Source organism: Mesorhizobium robiniae (assembly GCF_040545535.1).
In the GTDB taxonomy this organism is placed as follows: domain Bacteria; phylum Pseudomonadota; class Alphaproteobacteria; order Rhizobiales; family Rhizobiaceae; genus Mesorhizobium; species Mesorhizobium robiniae.
This window is the reverse complement of record NZ_JBEPMC010000002.1, coordinates 241,893-256,412: the sequence shown is the minus strand read 5'-3', so window position 1 is coordinate 256,412 and position 14,520 is coordinate 241,893. Positions and strand designations below refer to the sequence as shown.

The 14,520-nt window shown below is 63.7% G+C and carries 14 protein-coding genes; 6 read left to right on the top strand and 8 right to left on the bottom strand.

Going from position 1 to position 14,520, the window contains the following annotated elements:
• The first annotated feature begins 60 nt into the window (after positions 1 to 60).
• A complete protein-coding gene (locus ABID19_RS05575; protein ID WP_354488674.1) occupies positions 61 to 897 on the top strand; it encodes an amidohydrolase family protein in 837 nt (278 codons plus the stop codon).
• A gap of 6 nt (positions 898 to 903) precedes the next feature.
• Here the strand turns inward: ABID19_RS05575 and ABID19_RS05570 are convergent, their stop codons facing one another.
• From ABID19_RS05570 to ABID19_RS05535, 8 genes are read right to left on the bottom strand one after another with little or no spacing between them, the layout of a single operon-like run.
• Positions 904 to 1,869, bottom strand: coding sequence for an ABC transporter permease (locus tag ABID19_RS05570; RefSeq protein ID WP_354488672.1), 966 nt, complete (start codon positions 1,867 to 1,869; stop codon positions 904 to 906).
• Between the two features lie 5 nt (positions 1,870 to 1,874).
• Positions 1,875 to 2,825, bottom strand: a complete 951-nt coding sequence (locus ABID19_RS05565; protein ID WP_354488670.1) for an ABC transporter permease — start codon at positions 2,823 to 2,825, stop codon at positions 1,875 to 1,877.
• On the bottom strand, positions 2,822 to 3,553 hold the full coding sequence (locus ABID19_RS05560; RefSeq protein WP_354488668.1) for an ATP-binding cassette domain-containing protein: 732 nt from the start codon (positions 3,551 to 3,553) through the stop codon (positions 2,822 to 2,824). The genes ABID19_RS05565 and ABID19_RS05560 overlap by 4 nt, the downstream gene beginning before the upstream one ends.
• Positions 3,546 to 4,283: an ATP-binding cassette domain-containing protein gene (locus ABID19_RS05555; protein WP_354488667.1), complete on the bottom strand. Its 738-nt coding sequence runs from the start codon at positions 4,281 to 4,283 to the stop codon at positions 3,546 to 3,548. Before ABID19_RS05555 ends, ABID19_RS05560 begins: the two co-directional genes overlap by 8 nt.
• A 57-nt stretch (positions 4,284 to 4,340) precedes the next feature.
• A complete protein-coding gene (locus ABID19_RS05550; RefSeq protein ID WP_354488665.1) occupies positions 4,341 to 5,528 on the bottom strand; it encodes an ABC transporter substrate-binding protein in 1,188 nt (395 codons plus the stop codon).
• A 22-nt stretch (positions 5,529 to 5,550) separates the two neighbouring features.
• Positions 5,551 to 6,717, bottom strand: coding sequence for an extracellular solute-binding protein (locus ABID19_RS05545; protein ID WP_354488663.1), 1,167 nt, complete (start codon positions 6,715 to 6,717; stop codon positions 5,551 to 5,553).
• Positions 6,714 to 7,874 carry a CaiB/BaiF CoA transferase family protein gene (locus ABID19_RS05540; protein ID WP_354488662.1) on the bottom strand — a complete coding sequence of 387 codons (1,161 nt, stop codon included), beginning with the start codon at positions 7,872 to 7,874 and terminating at the stop codon, positions 6,714 to 6,716. The genes ABID19_RS05545 and ABID19_RS05540 overlap by 4 nt, the downstream gene beginning before the upstream one ends.
• A 3-nt stretch (positions 7,875 to 7,877) precedes the next feature.
• The gene (locus tag ABID19_RS05535) at positions 7,878 to 8,429 is read right to left on the bottom strand and encodes a MaoC family dehydratase (RefSeq protein WP_354488660.1); all 552 of its coding nucleotides are present in this window, start codon (positions 8,427 to 8,429) and stop codon (positions 7,878 to 7,880) included.
• A gap of 191 nt (positions 8,430 to 8,620) precedes the next feature.
• Here ABID19_RS05535 and ABID19_RS05530 point away from each other — a divergent pair, with 191 nt between their 5' ends.
• From ABID19_RS05530 to ABID19_RS05510, 5 genes are all read left to right on the top strand, one after another.
• Complete coding sequence (locus tag ABID19_RS05530; RefSeq protein ID WP_354488658.1) at positions 8,621 to 9,718, top strand: lactonase family protein; 1,098 nt, start codon at positions 8,621 to 8,623, stop codon at positions 9,716 to 9,718.
• Between the two features lie 91 nt (positions 9,719 to 9,809).
• Positions 9,810 to 11,327: a S10 family peptidase gene (locus ABID19_RS05525; protein WP_354488656.1), complete on the top strand. Its 1,518-nt coding sequence runs from the start codon at positions 9,810 to 9,812 to the stop codon at positions 11,325 to 11,327.
• A gap of 332 nt (positions 11,328 to 11,659) precedes the next feature.
• A complete protein-coding gene (locus tag ABID19_RS05520) occupies positions 11,660 to 12,688 on the top strand; it encodes a proline racemase family protein (RefSeq protein ID WP_354488655.1) in 1,029 nt (342 codons plus the stop codon).
• Positions 12,689 to 12,763: 75 nt separating this feature from the next.
• On the top strand, positions 12,764 to 13,348 hold the full coding sequence (locus ABID19_RS05515) for a DUF1349 domain-containing protein (RefSeq protein ID WP_354488653.1): 585 nt from the start codon (positions 12,764 to 12,766) through the stop codon (positions 13,346 to 13,348).
• Positions 13,341 to 14,423, top strand: a complete 1,083-nt coding sequence (locus ABID19_RS05510) for a Gfo/Idh/MocA family protein (protein WP_354488651.1) — start codon at positions 13,341 to 13,343, stop codon at positions 14,421 to 14,423. Before ABID19_RS05515 ends, ABID19_RS05510 begins: the two co-directional genes overlap by 8 nt.
• Positions 14,424 to 14,520: the final 97 nt, after the last annotated feature.

Here is a 14,520-nt window from a genome sequence, read left to right as displayed (position 1 = left end):
TTTGAATGAAGAATTTCTCCGTGAGATGATCCCGAAACGCCAGAGGAGGAGCGCGCCGTCATGATCTTCGATACCCATCTGCACCTGATCGACCAGTCGGCGCTACGCTATCCCTGGCTCTCCGGCGTGCCGGCGCTCAATCGCGATTTTTCCCACGACGAATATGCAGTCCAGGCTCGCCGCGCCGGCATAGAGGGCGCGTTGCACATGGAGGTCGATGTCGATCCAGCCGACATCGAGGCCGAGACCAGCCATGTGAAGGCGCTGTCACAACAGAGGGGTGGTCTGTTGCGCGGCGCAATCGCCTCCTGCCGACCGGAAGAGCCTAGCTTTGCCGCCTATCTGGAGACACAGCGCGCCGATCCCTTCGTCAAGGGTTTCCGCCGTGTGCTGCACGTCATGCCGGACGAGCTGTCGGAAGGCGCGCTGTTTCGCGAAAATATCAAGCGGCTTGCCGGCACCGGCCGGACTTTCGATCTCGTCGTTCTGCCGCATCAAATCCCAAGAGCGATCGCACTCGCCGATCTCGCACCGGATGTGCAGTTCGTGCTCGATCATTGCGGTGTGCCCGACATCAAGGGCAGCGGCGAGCATCCCTGGCGCGAGCATATTGCGGAGATCGCGCGGCGTCCGAACGTCACGGCCAAGATCTCCGGCGTGGTCGCTTATGCGGATGCCGGATCCTGGACCGTCGATACCTTGCGCCCGTATGTCGAACATACGATCGGCTGTTTCGGCTGGGACCGCGTCGTCTGGGGCAGCGACTGGCCGGTCTGCACGCTTGGCGGCGGGCTTGCGACTTGGGTGGCGGCGACACATGCGCTGCTTGCGGGCGCAAGTGCCGGTGAGCGGTCAAAGCTGCTGTCGGCCAATGCCAAACGGCTGTGGCGTTTGTAGCCCGCCTCAGATCGTCGCCGAGACGTGCCTTTCGCGGCCGTAGAGCGAAACCAGCAATACGATGACCAGGCCAAGTGCTGCCTGCACGGTCGAGGGCCGGAAGCCAAGGCCGATCAGCAGCGTGTTGATCTCCGTCAGCACCAGCACGCCGGCGATGGTGCCGAAGTAATTGCCGCGGCCGCCGACAAGGGCGGCGCCCCCGACTACCACCGCCGCGATCGTCTGGAACAGATAGGGCTGGCCGACATCGCCATAGGCCGAGCCGGTGAAGCCGAGCAGCAGCACCCCGGCGGCGGCAGCGAAGAAGGCGCTTGCGGCATAGGTCACCATCCACATGCGGACCGGATCGATCAGCGCCAGCGGGGCAGCCCCGGGATTGCTGCCGAGCGCATAGAGGCGGCGGCCATAGGGCGTGCGTGCCAGCACCAGCGCCACCAGCAAGGTCAGCACCACCACGCATGGCACCAGCGCCGGCACCGGCAGCGGTCCGACCGAACCGCCGATCGAGACGAAGGCGGAAACGGCTGCAGGCGCCGATCCGGATGGAAAGCCGCCGGTCCATAGCAGGACGGCGCCTTGCACGATCATGCCGACGCCGAGCGTGACGATCAGCGGGTGGATGTCGAGCCCGCGCGAGATCAGGCCGTTCAGCGCCCCGATCAGGATGGCGAGTACGCCGACAATGACGCAGACAAAAGCAAAATTCCAGCCGGCGCCGTAGAGCTGTGCCGCAACGACATTGGCGAAGCCGATGATGAAGGGAATCGACAGGTCGATGCCGCCGAGAATGACGACGAGCGTTTGGCCGATCGATGCCACCGCCAGCAGCGAAGCGATGACCAGCAGCGCACGGATGGCAAACGGCGCGGAATACCCCGGGATGAGCAGCGTGCCGACAATCTGCAAGGCGGCAGCGACCGCAAAGGCGCCGGCAACGCGGGCATTGGTGGACTGAAACCAGGTCTGGCCCATGCTTCTCAGCCTTTCCGTCCCGAGAGCCGTTCCTGCAGCGCCGTCATGATGACGGCCACGACCAGAATGACCCCATAGGCGATCTGCAGCACATAGGTGGAGACGTTGAAGGCGGTCAGCACGCTCTGCAGCAGGAAGATGTCGACGGCGCCGATCGCGGCGCCTAGAAGTCCGCCGCGCCCGCCGGCAAGGCTGACGCCGCCGAGCGCCACCGCCGCGATCGCGATCAGCGTGTAGGTCGGTCCGATATTGGGATCGGCCGAACCGACCAGCGCCGTCAGCATCAGGCCCGCGCAGGCGGCGAGTATGCCTGTTATGACATAGGCGATGAGACGGACTTTGGTGACCGGAACGCCGGCCGTGTAAGCGGCCCGGTCATCGCTGCCCACCGCCATCAGCTGGTCGTAGTAAGGCGTCCGCCGCACCAGCCACCAGAACAGGAAGATCAGCGCCAGCGGCAGTGCCGACCAGGGCCCCGCCATAGCCTTCAGCCAGGCCGGCGCCGGGCCGATCGGCGCCGGCAGGATGGTCAGCGTCATGCCGGTGAGGATCAGATAGGTGCCGAGCGTCGCGACGATCGGCTGGATGCGAACGACGGTCGCCAAAAAGCCGTTGGCGGCACCGATGATCGCGCCAATCAAAAGCGCTGCCGGCACGATGACCAGCGGCGAAGACATGCCGAGCTTGAGAAACAGCAGCTGGATGACGATCGCATTGACGAAGCCCATCAGCGGCCCGACGGAAATGTCGATGCCGCCGCGCCCGGCCAGGATGACTGGAGCCGAGGCAAGTGCTGCCCCGATCAATGGTGCGGCGAGCCCGATCAGCGCGCCCCAGGCGGAAGGATGGAAGCGTGTCGGGTTGAGCAGCAGATTGACCGCGATCAGGATGACCAACAGCACGGTCGCGAAGCCCGCGCCACGCCATCGCTCCGCCATGCGCCTGAACGCGCTCATGCCGCGCGTCCGAACATGGCGGCGATCACCGTATCGCTTTTCATCTCGTCGCCGGTGATTTCAGCCGCTACCTGCTGTTCGCGAAACACCAGCACGCGATGGCAAAGCAGGAGGATCTCCTCGATCTCGCTCGACAGGATGACCAGAGCCATGCCGTCCGCCGCCAGTCCCCGGAAGACATCGTAGAGAACATGGCGCGTCGCCACGTCGACACCGCGCGTCGGATCGTTGAGGAGCAGGATCGCCGGCTCCAGTGCCAGCGCCCTGGCCAGCAGCACTTTCTGCTGGTTGCCGCCGGACAGCGTGGTGATCGAGGCATCCGGCCGCGGCGCGACGATGGAGAGTTTTTCGCGGTAGGCCTCGTAGCGCCGCCGCCGCGCAGTGAAGTCGAGCAGACCGAAACGCATGTCGTGCGACAGTGTCGAGACGGCAAAATTGTCGAGCACCGACTGGGTCGGAAAGATGCCGGTGGCACGCCGGTCGCGCGGCAAATAGGCGATGCCGCTGGCGACCGCCTTGCGGAAGCTGGTGATCGCGCGCGCGTCGATGGTCACATCGCCGCCGGCCGGCCCTTCCAGCCCGGCCAGTACTTTCAGGAATCTCTCCTGCCCGTGGCCGTCGAGACCGGCAAGACCGACGATCTCGCCCGGCGCAATGGTCAATGTCACGGGGCTTGCGCCCGGCGCGATCACCAGGCCGCGCACCGAAAGGCTGGCTCCATCAGCCATGCGCCAGCTCCGCCGCCGTGCGTGGCGCCATCGCCTTGAGAAGCTCGGAGGCGGTGGACGTGCCGCGCTCCTCGGTCGTCACCACGCTGCCGCCGCGCAGGACGGAAATCCGGTCGGAAAGCGCCATCACCTCGTCCATGCGATGGGTGATGAACAGGATCAGGCAGCCTTCCGAGGCGAGCTTGCGCATCATGGCGAAGACCGCCTCGCGGTCGGCGAAGTCAAGCGCGGCCGTCACCTCGTCAAGAATGAGAATGCGCGGGTTGCGGACTACCGCACGGGCAAGCACGACCAGCTGCTGAACCGCCAGCGGCAATTGCCCGGCCAATTGGTCGAGCGGAATCTCGGTCACCGCGAACCGTTTCAGCACCGCTTGCGCGCGCTGCCGCCGCTCGGCGCGCGGCACGGTGCGCGTCAGCAAGCCGTCGAGGCCGAGCAGGATGTTATCCGTCACCGAACGGTCAGGCGCGATCAGCACTTCCTGGAACACGGTGGCGAAACCGGCGGCCTGGAACGCCGCCGGCCCGAAGCCGGCAAAGGGCGCTCCGTCGAGCAGGATCGTGCCGCTGTCCGGCTGCACAATTCCCGACAGCAGCTTGACCAGGGTGCTCTTGCCCGAACCGTTCTCGCCCAGGATGGTGTGGATCGTGCCGGCGCGGAACGCGATGGAGGCATTCGCGAGAGCGACCGTTTCGCCATAGCGTTTCGAGACACCCTGGACTTCCAGCATGAGGGATTCCTGATAGGGAAAAGCCGGCTCAGCCTGCGCGGAGCCGGCTTCATGAACTTACTTGGCGCAGGCGTCCGGCACCTTCGAATAATCCCAGCCCTTGGTCGGCGCGGGATTGGCGAAATAGGCATCGAGCCATTCTTCCGGCATCGGATCCTTCGGCGGAACCGGGAAGATCGATACTGCGTCCGCCGTCATGCAGTCCTTGTACCAGGTGCCAAGGTCGGCATTGTGGACCGGCGGAATCGGGATCAGCAGCGTGTTGAGCTTTGGCTTTTGTCCGTCGAGCATGCGCGCTCCGATGCGGAACAATGTCTCGGCGGTCCAGTGCGGCAGAACCGCATGGCCTTCGAAGCGATATTTGTCCGGATTGGCTTTCCAGTAGCCGAGCGCGTCGCCGGTGATCGAGCCGGTGATGAGCGGGGCAGGGCGCCCGGCTTCGGCAAAGGCCTCGGCGACGACGCGGCTTTCGCTGCCCGTCGTCCACACCGCATCGATCGGCGCCGGATTGGTGGCGATCGCCTGCAGCACGGTCGTTTTGGTGACGTTCGCCGTCCAGTTGCCGTTGACGCTGCGCGAGACCTTGAGCTTAGGGTTCTCGGCCAGCGCCTTGTCGGCGCCCTGGCGCTCCTGCACGACGATCGGATGACCGGCGATGCCTTCGACCAGAAGCACGCTGCCGCCGTCCGGCAGTGCCTTGCCGATCGCCGTCATCATATCGTAGCCCCAGCGCGCATAGTTGGAATCGACATTGATGGCATTCGGGCTGGTCACCGACCCAGCCGCGGTGATGAAGGGGATGCCGGCTTTGGCGGCGGCATCGATGGCGTCGTCCAGTGCAGTCGCCGAGCCGGGGATCGAGGTTATGATCGAGCATTTCTTGTCGATGAAGGCGCGGATCTGGTTGATCTGCTGGCTGGCATCATTGTTGGAGTCCGACACTTCGAAGCTCGCCACCGTCCCGTCGGCGATCAATCCGTCGACAAGCCGCTTTAGCTCCTTGGTGACCGTGACGCGCCACGGATTGCCCTGGTAGGATTCCGAGTGGCACCATTTCCACGGCTTCGCCGGCGGCGTGAAATTGTCCCACGCCGATGGCAGGATTGTCTGCGGCGCGCCGTCATATTGCGCCTTCAGTTCGCTCGGCAATTCAGCGATCACGCCCGAAACGTCCTGGGCGCAGGCAATTGTCGTGATCGATGCAAGGGCGGTCGCAGCCATAAGGCTGCGGATCAGGCTGTTCATGTTCTCCTCCATTTAAGTTGTTTCAGGCTCCTCCACCGGCAACGCCGGACACCCGCGACGGGAAACTCTCCAGAAACAGGCGATTGAGATCGGCAACGACGCGGCCGGCATCGTGCTTTTCGGTCAGGCCGAGATTGATGCGATCGGACGCGGCCTGCTGGAAGGCCATGTAGCCATCGTGGCGTGGCCTGACCCAGGCGCCTTCGAGCGTGGCGCGCGTATCCTTGTAGAAATTGCCGGCGGCTGCATTGACGGCCGTATCGTCCCACGCCGCGGCATGGCCGGGCTGGCCGCCGGCCGCGGCATAGAGACCTTGCTGCACCTCGCCGCTAGCAATCCAGTAGGCAAAGTCGATGGCCGCCTGCCTCGCCTTCGAAAAGGCCGACACGGCAATGCCGGTTCCGCCGAGCGCCGAGCCGACCGGGCCGGCATTGCCGACGGCCGGAATGTCCGCGAAGGCCAGGCTGTTGGTCCGGAATCCAGCAATGGCATAGGAGACATAGCCATAGATCAGCGGCACGCAGGCGATCCGCGAGCCGGACCTGGCCATTTCCTCCAGGACGTCGATAGGGTCCATGCCAAGGCAGGCCGGATCGACGAGAGCTGCGATCTCGCGCATCATCTCGAAAACGCGGCGGCCCATCTCAGGGTTTATGTGGACGCCAGCTTCTTCGGCGGCGGGCCGGCCGAGATTGCCGGAAAGCGTGTAGAACACCATCAGCGAATGCGGCGGCCTCAGCGGCAACAGCACACGGCCTTGCCGCGTCAGATCGAGCACTTCGGCCCAGTTCGCCGGGGCGGCAGAAAGCACGTCGGGCCGCCACGCCTGTACCTGGCTCGCCGTATCGATCGGAAACGCCCACTGCCGGCCTTGCCAGTTGTAGCTCGGATAGGATCGGCCGACGCTGCCCGCCGCCAGTGCCGCACGCTCCGCTTCGCGGCCCGCGACATCGAGCGGCGCCAGGCAATTCTCGGCGGTGATCTGGCCGACATGCGGATGGTCGATGACGATCAGATCGTAGGCACGGGCCAGTTCCTCGACCGGGAAGGATTCGAAATCCTGCAGCGAGCGCTTGTCCCATTCGATGGTAACGCCGGTCCGTTCCTTCCACAGCGCCGAACAGGCGACCATAGGATCGTAGCCGCGCGGATGGCTCCAGGTCATGCCTTTGAGCCTCACGTCGCTCACAGCCCGAACTCCTTGCGGATCTTCGCGCTGTGCTCGCCGATGCGTGGCGCGGCCCGTTCGACCTTGGCGCGGACGCCGTCGACCCTGAGCGGCGAGCGCGTGGTGAGGATCGAGACGTCATCCTCGCGCGTCACCGTCTGCAGCATGTCAAGCACCTGAAAGCCCTCACTGGCCATCATCTCCGGCCAGGTCAGCACCTTGGCGCACCAGATGTCGGCAGGCTCGAGGATGGCAAGCCAGTCGTCGACCGTCTTCGTCGCGATACACTGGGCGATGATCGCCTTGATCTCGTCGCGGGCGGTGAACCATGTCGACGGCTGGTCGCGGTAGGGCGCTAGCTCTGCGAGCTCCAGAAGATCGGCGAGCTTCGGGATCGGCGTCATGGCGATCGCTAGATGGCCGTCCTTGGCCGGATAGACGCCGTAGGGCGCCGACAGATAGGCATGGGCACTGCGGAAAGCCGATCGCCGCGGCAGGCGGCGGCCGTCATTGAGATGAGTGGTCAGCACCTCGAACTGGAAGTCGACCAGCGCTTCGAGCAGACTGGTCTCGACATGGCTGCCCGTGCCGGTCACGCCGCGCCGCACCAGCGCGGCAAGGATGCCTTGCGCGGCGGCGGACCCCGCCAGCATGTCGGCAATCGCCAGACCAAAAGGCACCGGTCCCTGGTCCTCGTCGCCGTTGAGCCACATAACGCCCGAGCGTGCCTGCGCCAGCAGATCCTGCCCCGGTCGCTTGACCCATGGACCTTCCTCGCCATAGCCGCTGATCGACGCATAGACCAGACGCGGATTGATCTTGCGCACCGCCTCATAGTCGAGACCCAGGCGCTCGATGACGCCGGGCCGGAAATTCTGAATCAGCACGTCGGCCTTGGCCAGCAGGCCGCGCAGCGCCGCAAGGTCGGCTGCGTCCTTGAGGTCAATGGCGAGACTCTCCTTGGCACGATTGATGGCATGGAAGATGGTGGAATCGCCACCGATCTCGGTGTCGCTGAGATAAAGCCGGCGCGACAGGTCACCGCCATCCGGGCGCTCGATCTTGATGACGCGGGCACCGAGGTCGAGCAGCCGCAGCGAGCAGTAGGGCCCGGACAGGAACTGGCTCATGTCGACGACGACGAGCCCGGTCAATGGCAATTCGGCAGTGGCGGCCACCGCCTATTTCTCCGTCTTGCCGGCGAAATCGGCCGGATTGCGGTACTTCACCGTCTGCAGGTGCTCGCAATAAAGCACAAGCTCTCCTTCACCCTTGAAGACTTCATAGCTGGCGCGGATCAGCCCCATCTCCTTGTATTTGGGTTTCTTGTCGAGGTTGGAGCGGATCGAATAGATCGTGTCGCCGATGAACACCGGCTTGATGAAGCGCAATTTGTCGTAGCCATAGGAAAAGGCGTTGATGCAATTGGTGGCAACGAGCCCGAGCCCGGCCGAGAACACGAAGGCCCCGGCGACCAGGCGCTCGCCGAAAATGCCTTCCGTTTCGGCGAACATCTGGTCCTGCACGTAAGGGTGGATATCGAGCACCAGCGCGTTGAAAAGGTGGCTGTCGCCCTCGGCCATCGTTCTGCGTAGCGAGCGGATTTTCTGGCCGACCGGCCAGTCCTCGTAGAACCAGTTCTCCGCGTTCCAGACGGGGAGATCGGCGTGTTCCTTCGGCATGTTGGCGGGATGTGTCGACGCCACGCCCACGGTCGGCGCGAAACCAGTCATGACGGTATCCGTTGGAAGCATGGATCATCCGTCCGGGCGCGCCGCGGACCAGCGAATTGCATGATCGATCCTCCCGTCAATCTTCTTTTGTGAATACTATTTTCACATATGGGGTTGTGTTGCAAGCGTGAACAGGCGAAATTTTGCTCGGATCCGCAGCGGGCAACGCCGGCGGAACAAGGGAGGATTTGATGCAGAATGCCTGTCTGGTCTTCGTTGGCAGCCTCAACCGTGAGGCGCCTTATTTTCAGGGCGCGCGCGGTGTCGGGCTGGGTGTCTACAGCTTCGACGAAGAAACGCTGGAGACGAGGAAATTGGCCGAGACGGGTGACGTCGACAATCCGACCTTCCTGGCGGTGACGCCGGACGGCTCCCACATCTATGCCAACTCCGAAGTGTTCGCCTGGCGTGAAGGCGTGGTCTCGGCCTATCGCTTCGACAGGCAAACCGCCGCGCTGTCCTACGTCAACAAGCAGCCGAGCCTTGGCAGCATCACGGCGCACAATACCATCACACGCGACGGCACGAAGCTGCTGGTCGCCAATTACGGCATGGGCGAAGGCGGTCCCGATCGCTCGGTCGTTGTCTACGGATTGCGCGAGGATGGCGGCCTGACCGCACCGTTGTCGAGCGTCGCCCACGAGGGAACCGGGCCTGACACAGCTCGTCAGGAGCGCCCCCATGCTCACAGCGTCACCGAGACGGTTGCCGGCGGGGTGGCGATCGTCGCCGATCTCGGCATCGATCGGCTTGTCTCGTACCGCATCGGGCCTGACGGCAGCCTGACCAGACTGGCGGAGTCGGTGCTTGCCTCAGGCGCCGGCCCACGTCACGTGGCGCTGCATCCTGGCGGCCGCTTCGTGTTCGTCATGAACGAACTGGATTCAACGATAGTGTCGCTTGCGCTCGATGATGTGTCAGGAAGGCTCATCGTCATCGACACGAAGCCGGCCGTGCCGGCCGCGGCGCGCGACGGCAATCATTGCGCCGACATCCAGATGTCGCCCGACGGCCGCTTCCTCTACGGATCCAACCGCGGCCACGATAGCGTTGCGGTGTTTTCCGTCGACCAGCAAACAGGCGCGCTTGCGCTGGTCGATTACACCCCTTGTGGGGGCGCCACGCCGCGCAATCTGGCACTGACGCCCTCGGGCCGCCACCTCTTCTCCGCCAACCAGAACGCCGACCGCATCTCGATTTTCGCGCGCGACATGGCCACCGGCCGGCTGGCCGACACCGGACGATCGATCGGTGTCGGCACGCCGATGTGCGTGAAGATCGTGCGTTAAAGCCATCGGTCCTCCCAGGGCACGCACGGTCCTGTGATTTCGGCTGAGCCATCAGCGTGGTAGCTTCCAGTCGTTCCGCTCCGGAGGCGTCATGCGTACCAAGCTGCTAGAAATCACCCTCGCTATGCTGTTGCTGGTTGGCGGCGTTCCAGCCGGCCATGCGGAAGTGGCCGAGCGGCCGTCGCCTTCGGGTGGCGTTCTGTCGCTGCTTCCACCGCCCCAGATCTCCGATCATTCGATCGTGATCGCGGGACGTACACTGAACTATCAGGCAAAGGCCGGCACTCTGTCGTTGCTATCCGGCAAGGGCGACGTCACCGCGGAAATTTTCCATGTCGCCTATACGCTGCGTCCCGAGCCAGGCCGGGAACCTGATCCCAAGCGCCCGATCACTTTCGTATTCAACGGTGGTCCGGGCGCGGCTTCCGCCTATCTGCATCTCGGCGCGCTCGGCCCACGCGTAATGGCGACGGCGGCTAATGGGAGCTTTCTCCCATCGCCGCAGAAGCTTTTGGACAACCCGAATACATGGCTCGACATGACCGACCTGGTCTTTGTCGACCCGGTCGGAACCGGTTACAGCCGCGAGGCACCCGGCACCGAGGCACGCAGCTTCTGGGGCGTCAGCCAGGACGCCGCCTCGATGGGCGCCTTCATCAGGCTCTATCTGGCACAGGCGGGCCGCACCGCGTCGCCGGTATTTCTTGCTGGCGAAAGCTATGGCGGGTTTCGAGCGGCGCTGCTTGCCAAGACGCTTCAGGAAGATATCGGCATCAGTCCGAGCGGTATCGTGCTAATCTCGCCGGCGCTCGAATTCACCCTCGTGCGGCCAGACGAGTTCCAGCCGCTCCACTGGGCGCTTGAGCTCCCGTCGCTGGCGGCGGTGCGCCTGCGCAGTGAAGGCGTCACCGGTTCCGAGTTGCAGGAGCGGTTGGCCGATGTCGAACGCTATGCGCTCGGCGACTATCTCGTCGCGCTTGCCGGCGGGCTCGAAGAGGGTGGGCGCCTGGCGAGCCCGCGCGTGGCCGAAATCACCGGCCTGCCGCTCGAACTCGTCAAACGAAACTTTGCACGCATTCCCACCGCACTCTTCGCCAGGGAGTTTGCCCGGGCAAGGGGCAATGTTCTCAGCGCCTATGACGGCACCATCGAAACCGCGGACATCGCCCCGGAAAGCCTGAGGTACAGCGGCCCTGATCCGGTACTCGATCGAAGCGTGCCGGTGCTCACTTCGGCCTTTGTCAGCTATCTCAGGGAGGAATTGAAATTCCGCACCGATCTAAGCTACCGGCTTCTCAACCGTGAAGTCAGCGGCGCCTGGGATTACGGGACGAGCCCGACGCGCCAGGGCTATGCCGGCGTGATGGATGACCTTCAGCAGGCGCGCGCGTTAAACCCCGACCTCGGCGTTTTGATCGTCAACGGCTACACCGACCTGGTGACACCCTATTTGGTGTCACGCTACCTTGTCGGTCAGGTTCCTTCGCTTCCTGGCGCAAAGCCCATCCGCGTCGACCTGCTGGAAGGCGGCCACATGATGTATTTCAGGCCGGAGAGCCGGCGCGCGCTGAGAGAGGCCGCATCAGAGCTTTACCGAACGCCGAACTGAAACGGTTTTGTGAAGCAATTTTCGCTTTCCGAATTTGAAAGACGCGCTGGCCGCCTTCGAACGATGCGTGCGGCCATGAATGCGGCGATTGCGACCGGGTAGTCGATCATCATCTGATGGTCCTCGTCTAACCGGACGGGTCCAGCCGGCGTCACTGCGGGCGTGGCGCCGGCCTGAATGCCGGGCGAGAACTCTTTTCGATGAGCGCATTGACAAAAAATCTCTGTCGCAATAATCCAATATATTGGATGCAAAACGCAGATCACTTGCAAACAGAAGCATGCCGGGCGCGTGATGATCGTCGACAAACCTGGACCTGAGGATAGAAGCCAATGAACCTGGATCGCGTCATCACGGTCGTCGGGGCCCATGCCGAAGGCGAGGTGGGCCGGGTGATCACCGGCGGCGTCCTGCCGCCGCCCGGTGCCACGATGTTCGAGCGCATGGAGGCCCTAGAACGCGACAGCGCCTGGCTCCGCAACATGCTGCTGTTCGATCCGCGCGGCAGCGTCAATGCAGCCGTCAACCTGATCACGCCGCCGATACGCGCCGATGCCGATATCGGCATGATCGTCATGGAGTCGGATTATTTCGTGCCGATGTCGGGCTCGAACCTGATCTGCACGGTCACGGTCGCCCTCGAGGCGGGCATGATCCCGATGCGCGGCGCTGAGACCATTGTCAGGGTGGATACGCCGGCCGGCCTGGTCGAGGTAACGGCGGACTGCAGCGGCGGCAAGTGCCGCCGCATCACGTTCCGCAACGTCCCGTCGTTCGTCATGCATCGCGACCGGATGGTCGACGTGCCAGGGATCGGATCGCTGCGGGTCGATGTCGCCTATGGCGGCATGATCTACTGTATCGTCGATGCCGAGGATGTCGGCGTGACGCTGGCCCGCGACGAGGCGCGCGACCTGATCGAGCTCGGCGAGCGCATCAAGGCCGCCGCCGCCGAACAGCTTCCGTCGACCCATCCGGAGAACCCGTCGATCAACACCATCAACCAGACCGAGTTCGCTGGTCCGCTGCGGGTCGTCGACGGCGTGAAGACCTCGAAGAACGCCGTCGTCGTTTCTCCCGGCCGGCTCGACCGTTGTCCCTGCGGTACGGGAACCTCCGCGCGCATGGCATTGCTGCACGCACGCGGCGATCTCGCTGTGGGCGAGAAATTCCGGCATACCTCGATACTCGACACCGTCTTCGATTGCCGCATCGTTGAGACGGCCACGGCGGGCAATGTGCCCGCGGTGGCTACTGAGATCTCCGGGCGCGCCTGGCTGACCGGAGTGAGCCACTACGGGGTTGATCCGGAAGATCCCTTCCCGGAGGGCTATCGCCTGTCGGACACCTGGTTCAGGTAATCGCCGGCATAACTTCGCCGGCTAATCAGATTGCGCAAGGCCCATCATGCAACACGAACCGGACAGGCAAAAGCGATGACGAAATCTAAGAATACCGACCTGACCTGGCTCAACCCGCCACCACACCACGCGTTTTCCGGCAACACTTTAAATGTGCGCACCGGCAAGGAGACCGATTTCTGGCGCGAGACATTCTACGATTTCTGGCGCGACAGCGGTCATTTCCTTTATCGCCAGGTCGAAGGCGACTTCAGCGCCGAGGTCACGGTCAAGGGCGACTACAAGGTGCTCTACGACCAGGCCGGATTGATGGTCCGGTTGAGCGAGACGCACTGGATCAAGGCCGGCATCGAGTACACCGACGGGCTGATGTACTTCTCCGTCGTCGTCACCAACGATGCGTCGGACTGGTCGCTGGTCAGCATTCCGGCAAGTCCGGACGGCGTCAGGATTCGCTTGACCCGGCATGCCGAAGCGATCCGCGTTCAATATCTCGATGCGTCCGACGGCCACTGGAAGCCCGTGCGGCTTGCCTATTTCCCGCCTTCGAAAACGATCGATGTCGGCATGATGTGCTGCTCGCCGCAACGCGAAGGTTTCGAAGTCACATTCAGTGACTTTTCGGTCGGCCCGGCGATTTCGAGGGAACTCCATGACTGAGACACCCCAAGCGGTGCGAGCCGCGAGCCGCGCGCGTCGAGATGAGGGCAAGGTCCGCTGGGCGATCGTGGGAGCAAGCCAGATCGCCCGCTCCTGGGTCGCCAAGGCGATCCAGTCCGTGCCGGATGCGGAATTGGTGGCCGTTGTCAGCAGGAGTGCGCAGCGCGGCCGTGCGTTCGCCGACGATCTCGGGATACCGGTATCCGCGACAAGCCTTAAATCGCTTCTTGCCGAAACCGCTATCGACGCAGTCTACGTCTCGACGAACAATGACAGGCATTGCGACGACACGCTCGAGGCTGCGGCAGCCGGCCTGCACGTGCTTTGCGAAAAGCCGCTGGGGCTGACGCTGTATGATGCCGTCAAGATGGCCAGGGCCTGCGACAGCGCCGGCATAGTCCTGGCGACAAACCATCATATGCGTGGCGCGGCGACGCACAGGGCCATCCGCGACCTGGTGCAAACAGGCCAGATCGGCCGGCCGCTTGCCGCACGTGTGATGTATTGTGAATACCTGCCCAAGGAATTGCAGACCTGGCGCACGAAGGACAAGGAACAGGGTGGGGTCATCTACGACCTGACCGTGCACAATGTCGACGTTCTGCGCTTCGTCCTTGCGGACGAACCAGTCGAGGTCATGTCGATGAAGGCGAGCAGCCTGATCGGCGAGAATGGCGTGGAGGACCAGGTGCAATCCATCGTCAACTTCGCTTCCGGCTTGATTGCCTACATGCATGAGGGCCAGGTCTTCGCCCATCACGAGACTGCGCTTGAGATTCATGGCACCGAGGGGTCGATCTATGGCCGGGGCATCCTGGATGAGGCGCCGTCCGGTCGGGTCTATCTTCGCCGCGGCACCGAGATGACGGAAATCCCGGTCGAGACCGCCAACCTCTACGCCACTACGATCGCACAGTTCGATGCGGCAGTGCTTCATGGCGAACTACCGGCGGCGACGGGCTGGGACGGGGTCGCCTCGCTTGCCACGGCACTGGCCGTCAGGCGTTCGGCACAAGAGGGGGTGCGTGTGTCCGTGCCGCGCTTCGAGGGAAATCCGCCCGTTCCGGTGGCATGACATGCCCGTATAGGCGTGCAGCAAGGTCGATTTCAGGGTGGACTTTCAGATAGAATATTGTAGATTGGATACATTATTGCGAAAAGTGAGTCCAAGG

Coding starts and splice junctions, on each gene's coding strand:
- ABID19_RS05575 (WP_354488674.1), top strand. CDS start 61: ATGATCTTCGATACCCATCTGCACCTGATCGACCAGTCGGCGCTACGC.
- ABID19_RS05570 (WP_354488672.1), bottom strand. CDS start 1,869: ATGGGCCAGACCTGGTTTCAGTCCACCAATGCCCGCGTTGCCGGCGCC.
- ABID19_RS05565 (WP_354488670.1), bottom strand. CDS start 2,825: ATGAGCGCGTTCAGGCGCATGGCGGAGCGATGGCGTGGCGCGGGCTTC.
- ABID19_RS05560 (WP_354488668.1), bottom strand. CDS start 3,553: ATGGCTGATGGAGCCAGCCTTTCGGTGCGCGGCCTGGTGATCGCGCCG.
- ABID19_RS05555 (WP_354488667.1), bottom strand. CDS start 4,283: ATGCTGGAAGTCCAGGGTGTCTCGAAACGCTATGGCGAAACGGTCGCT.
- ABID19_RS05550 (WP_354488665.1), bottom strand. CDS start 5,528: ATGAACAGCCTGATCCGCAGCCTTATGGCTGCGACCGCCCTTGCATCG.
- ABID19_RS05535 (WP_354488660.1), bottom strand. CDS start 8,429: ATGACTGGTTTCGCGCCGACCGTGGGCGTGGCGTCGACACATCCCGCC.
- ABID19_RS05530 (WP_354488658.1), top strand. CDS start 8,621: ATGCAGAATGCCTGTCTGGTCTTCGTTGGCAGCCTCAACCGTGAGGCG.
- ABID19_RS05525 (WP_354488656.1), top strand. CDS start 9,810: ATGCGTACCAAGCTGCTAGAAATCACCCTCGCTATGCTGTTGCTGGTT.
- ABID19_RS05520 (WP_354488655.1), top strand. CDS start 11,660: ATGAACCTGGATCGCGTCATCACGGTCGTCGGGGCCCATGCCGAAGGC.
- ABID19_RS05515 (WP_354488653.1), top strand. CDS start 12,764: ATGACGAAATCTAAGAATACCGACCTGACCTGGCTCAACCCGCCACCA.
- ABID19_RS05510 (WP_354488651.1), top strand. CDS start 13,341: ATGACTGAGACACCCCAAGCGGTGCGAGCCGCGAGCCGCGCGCGTCGA.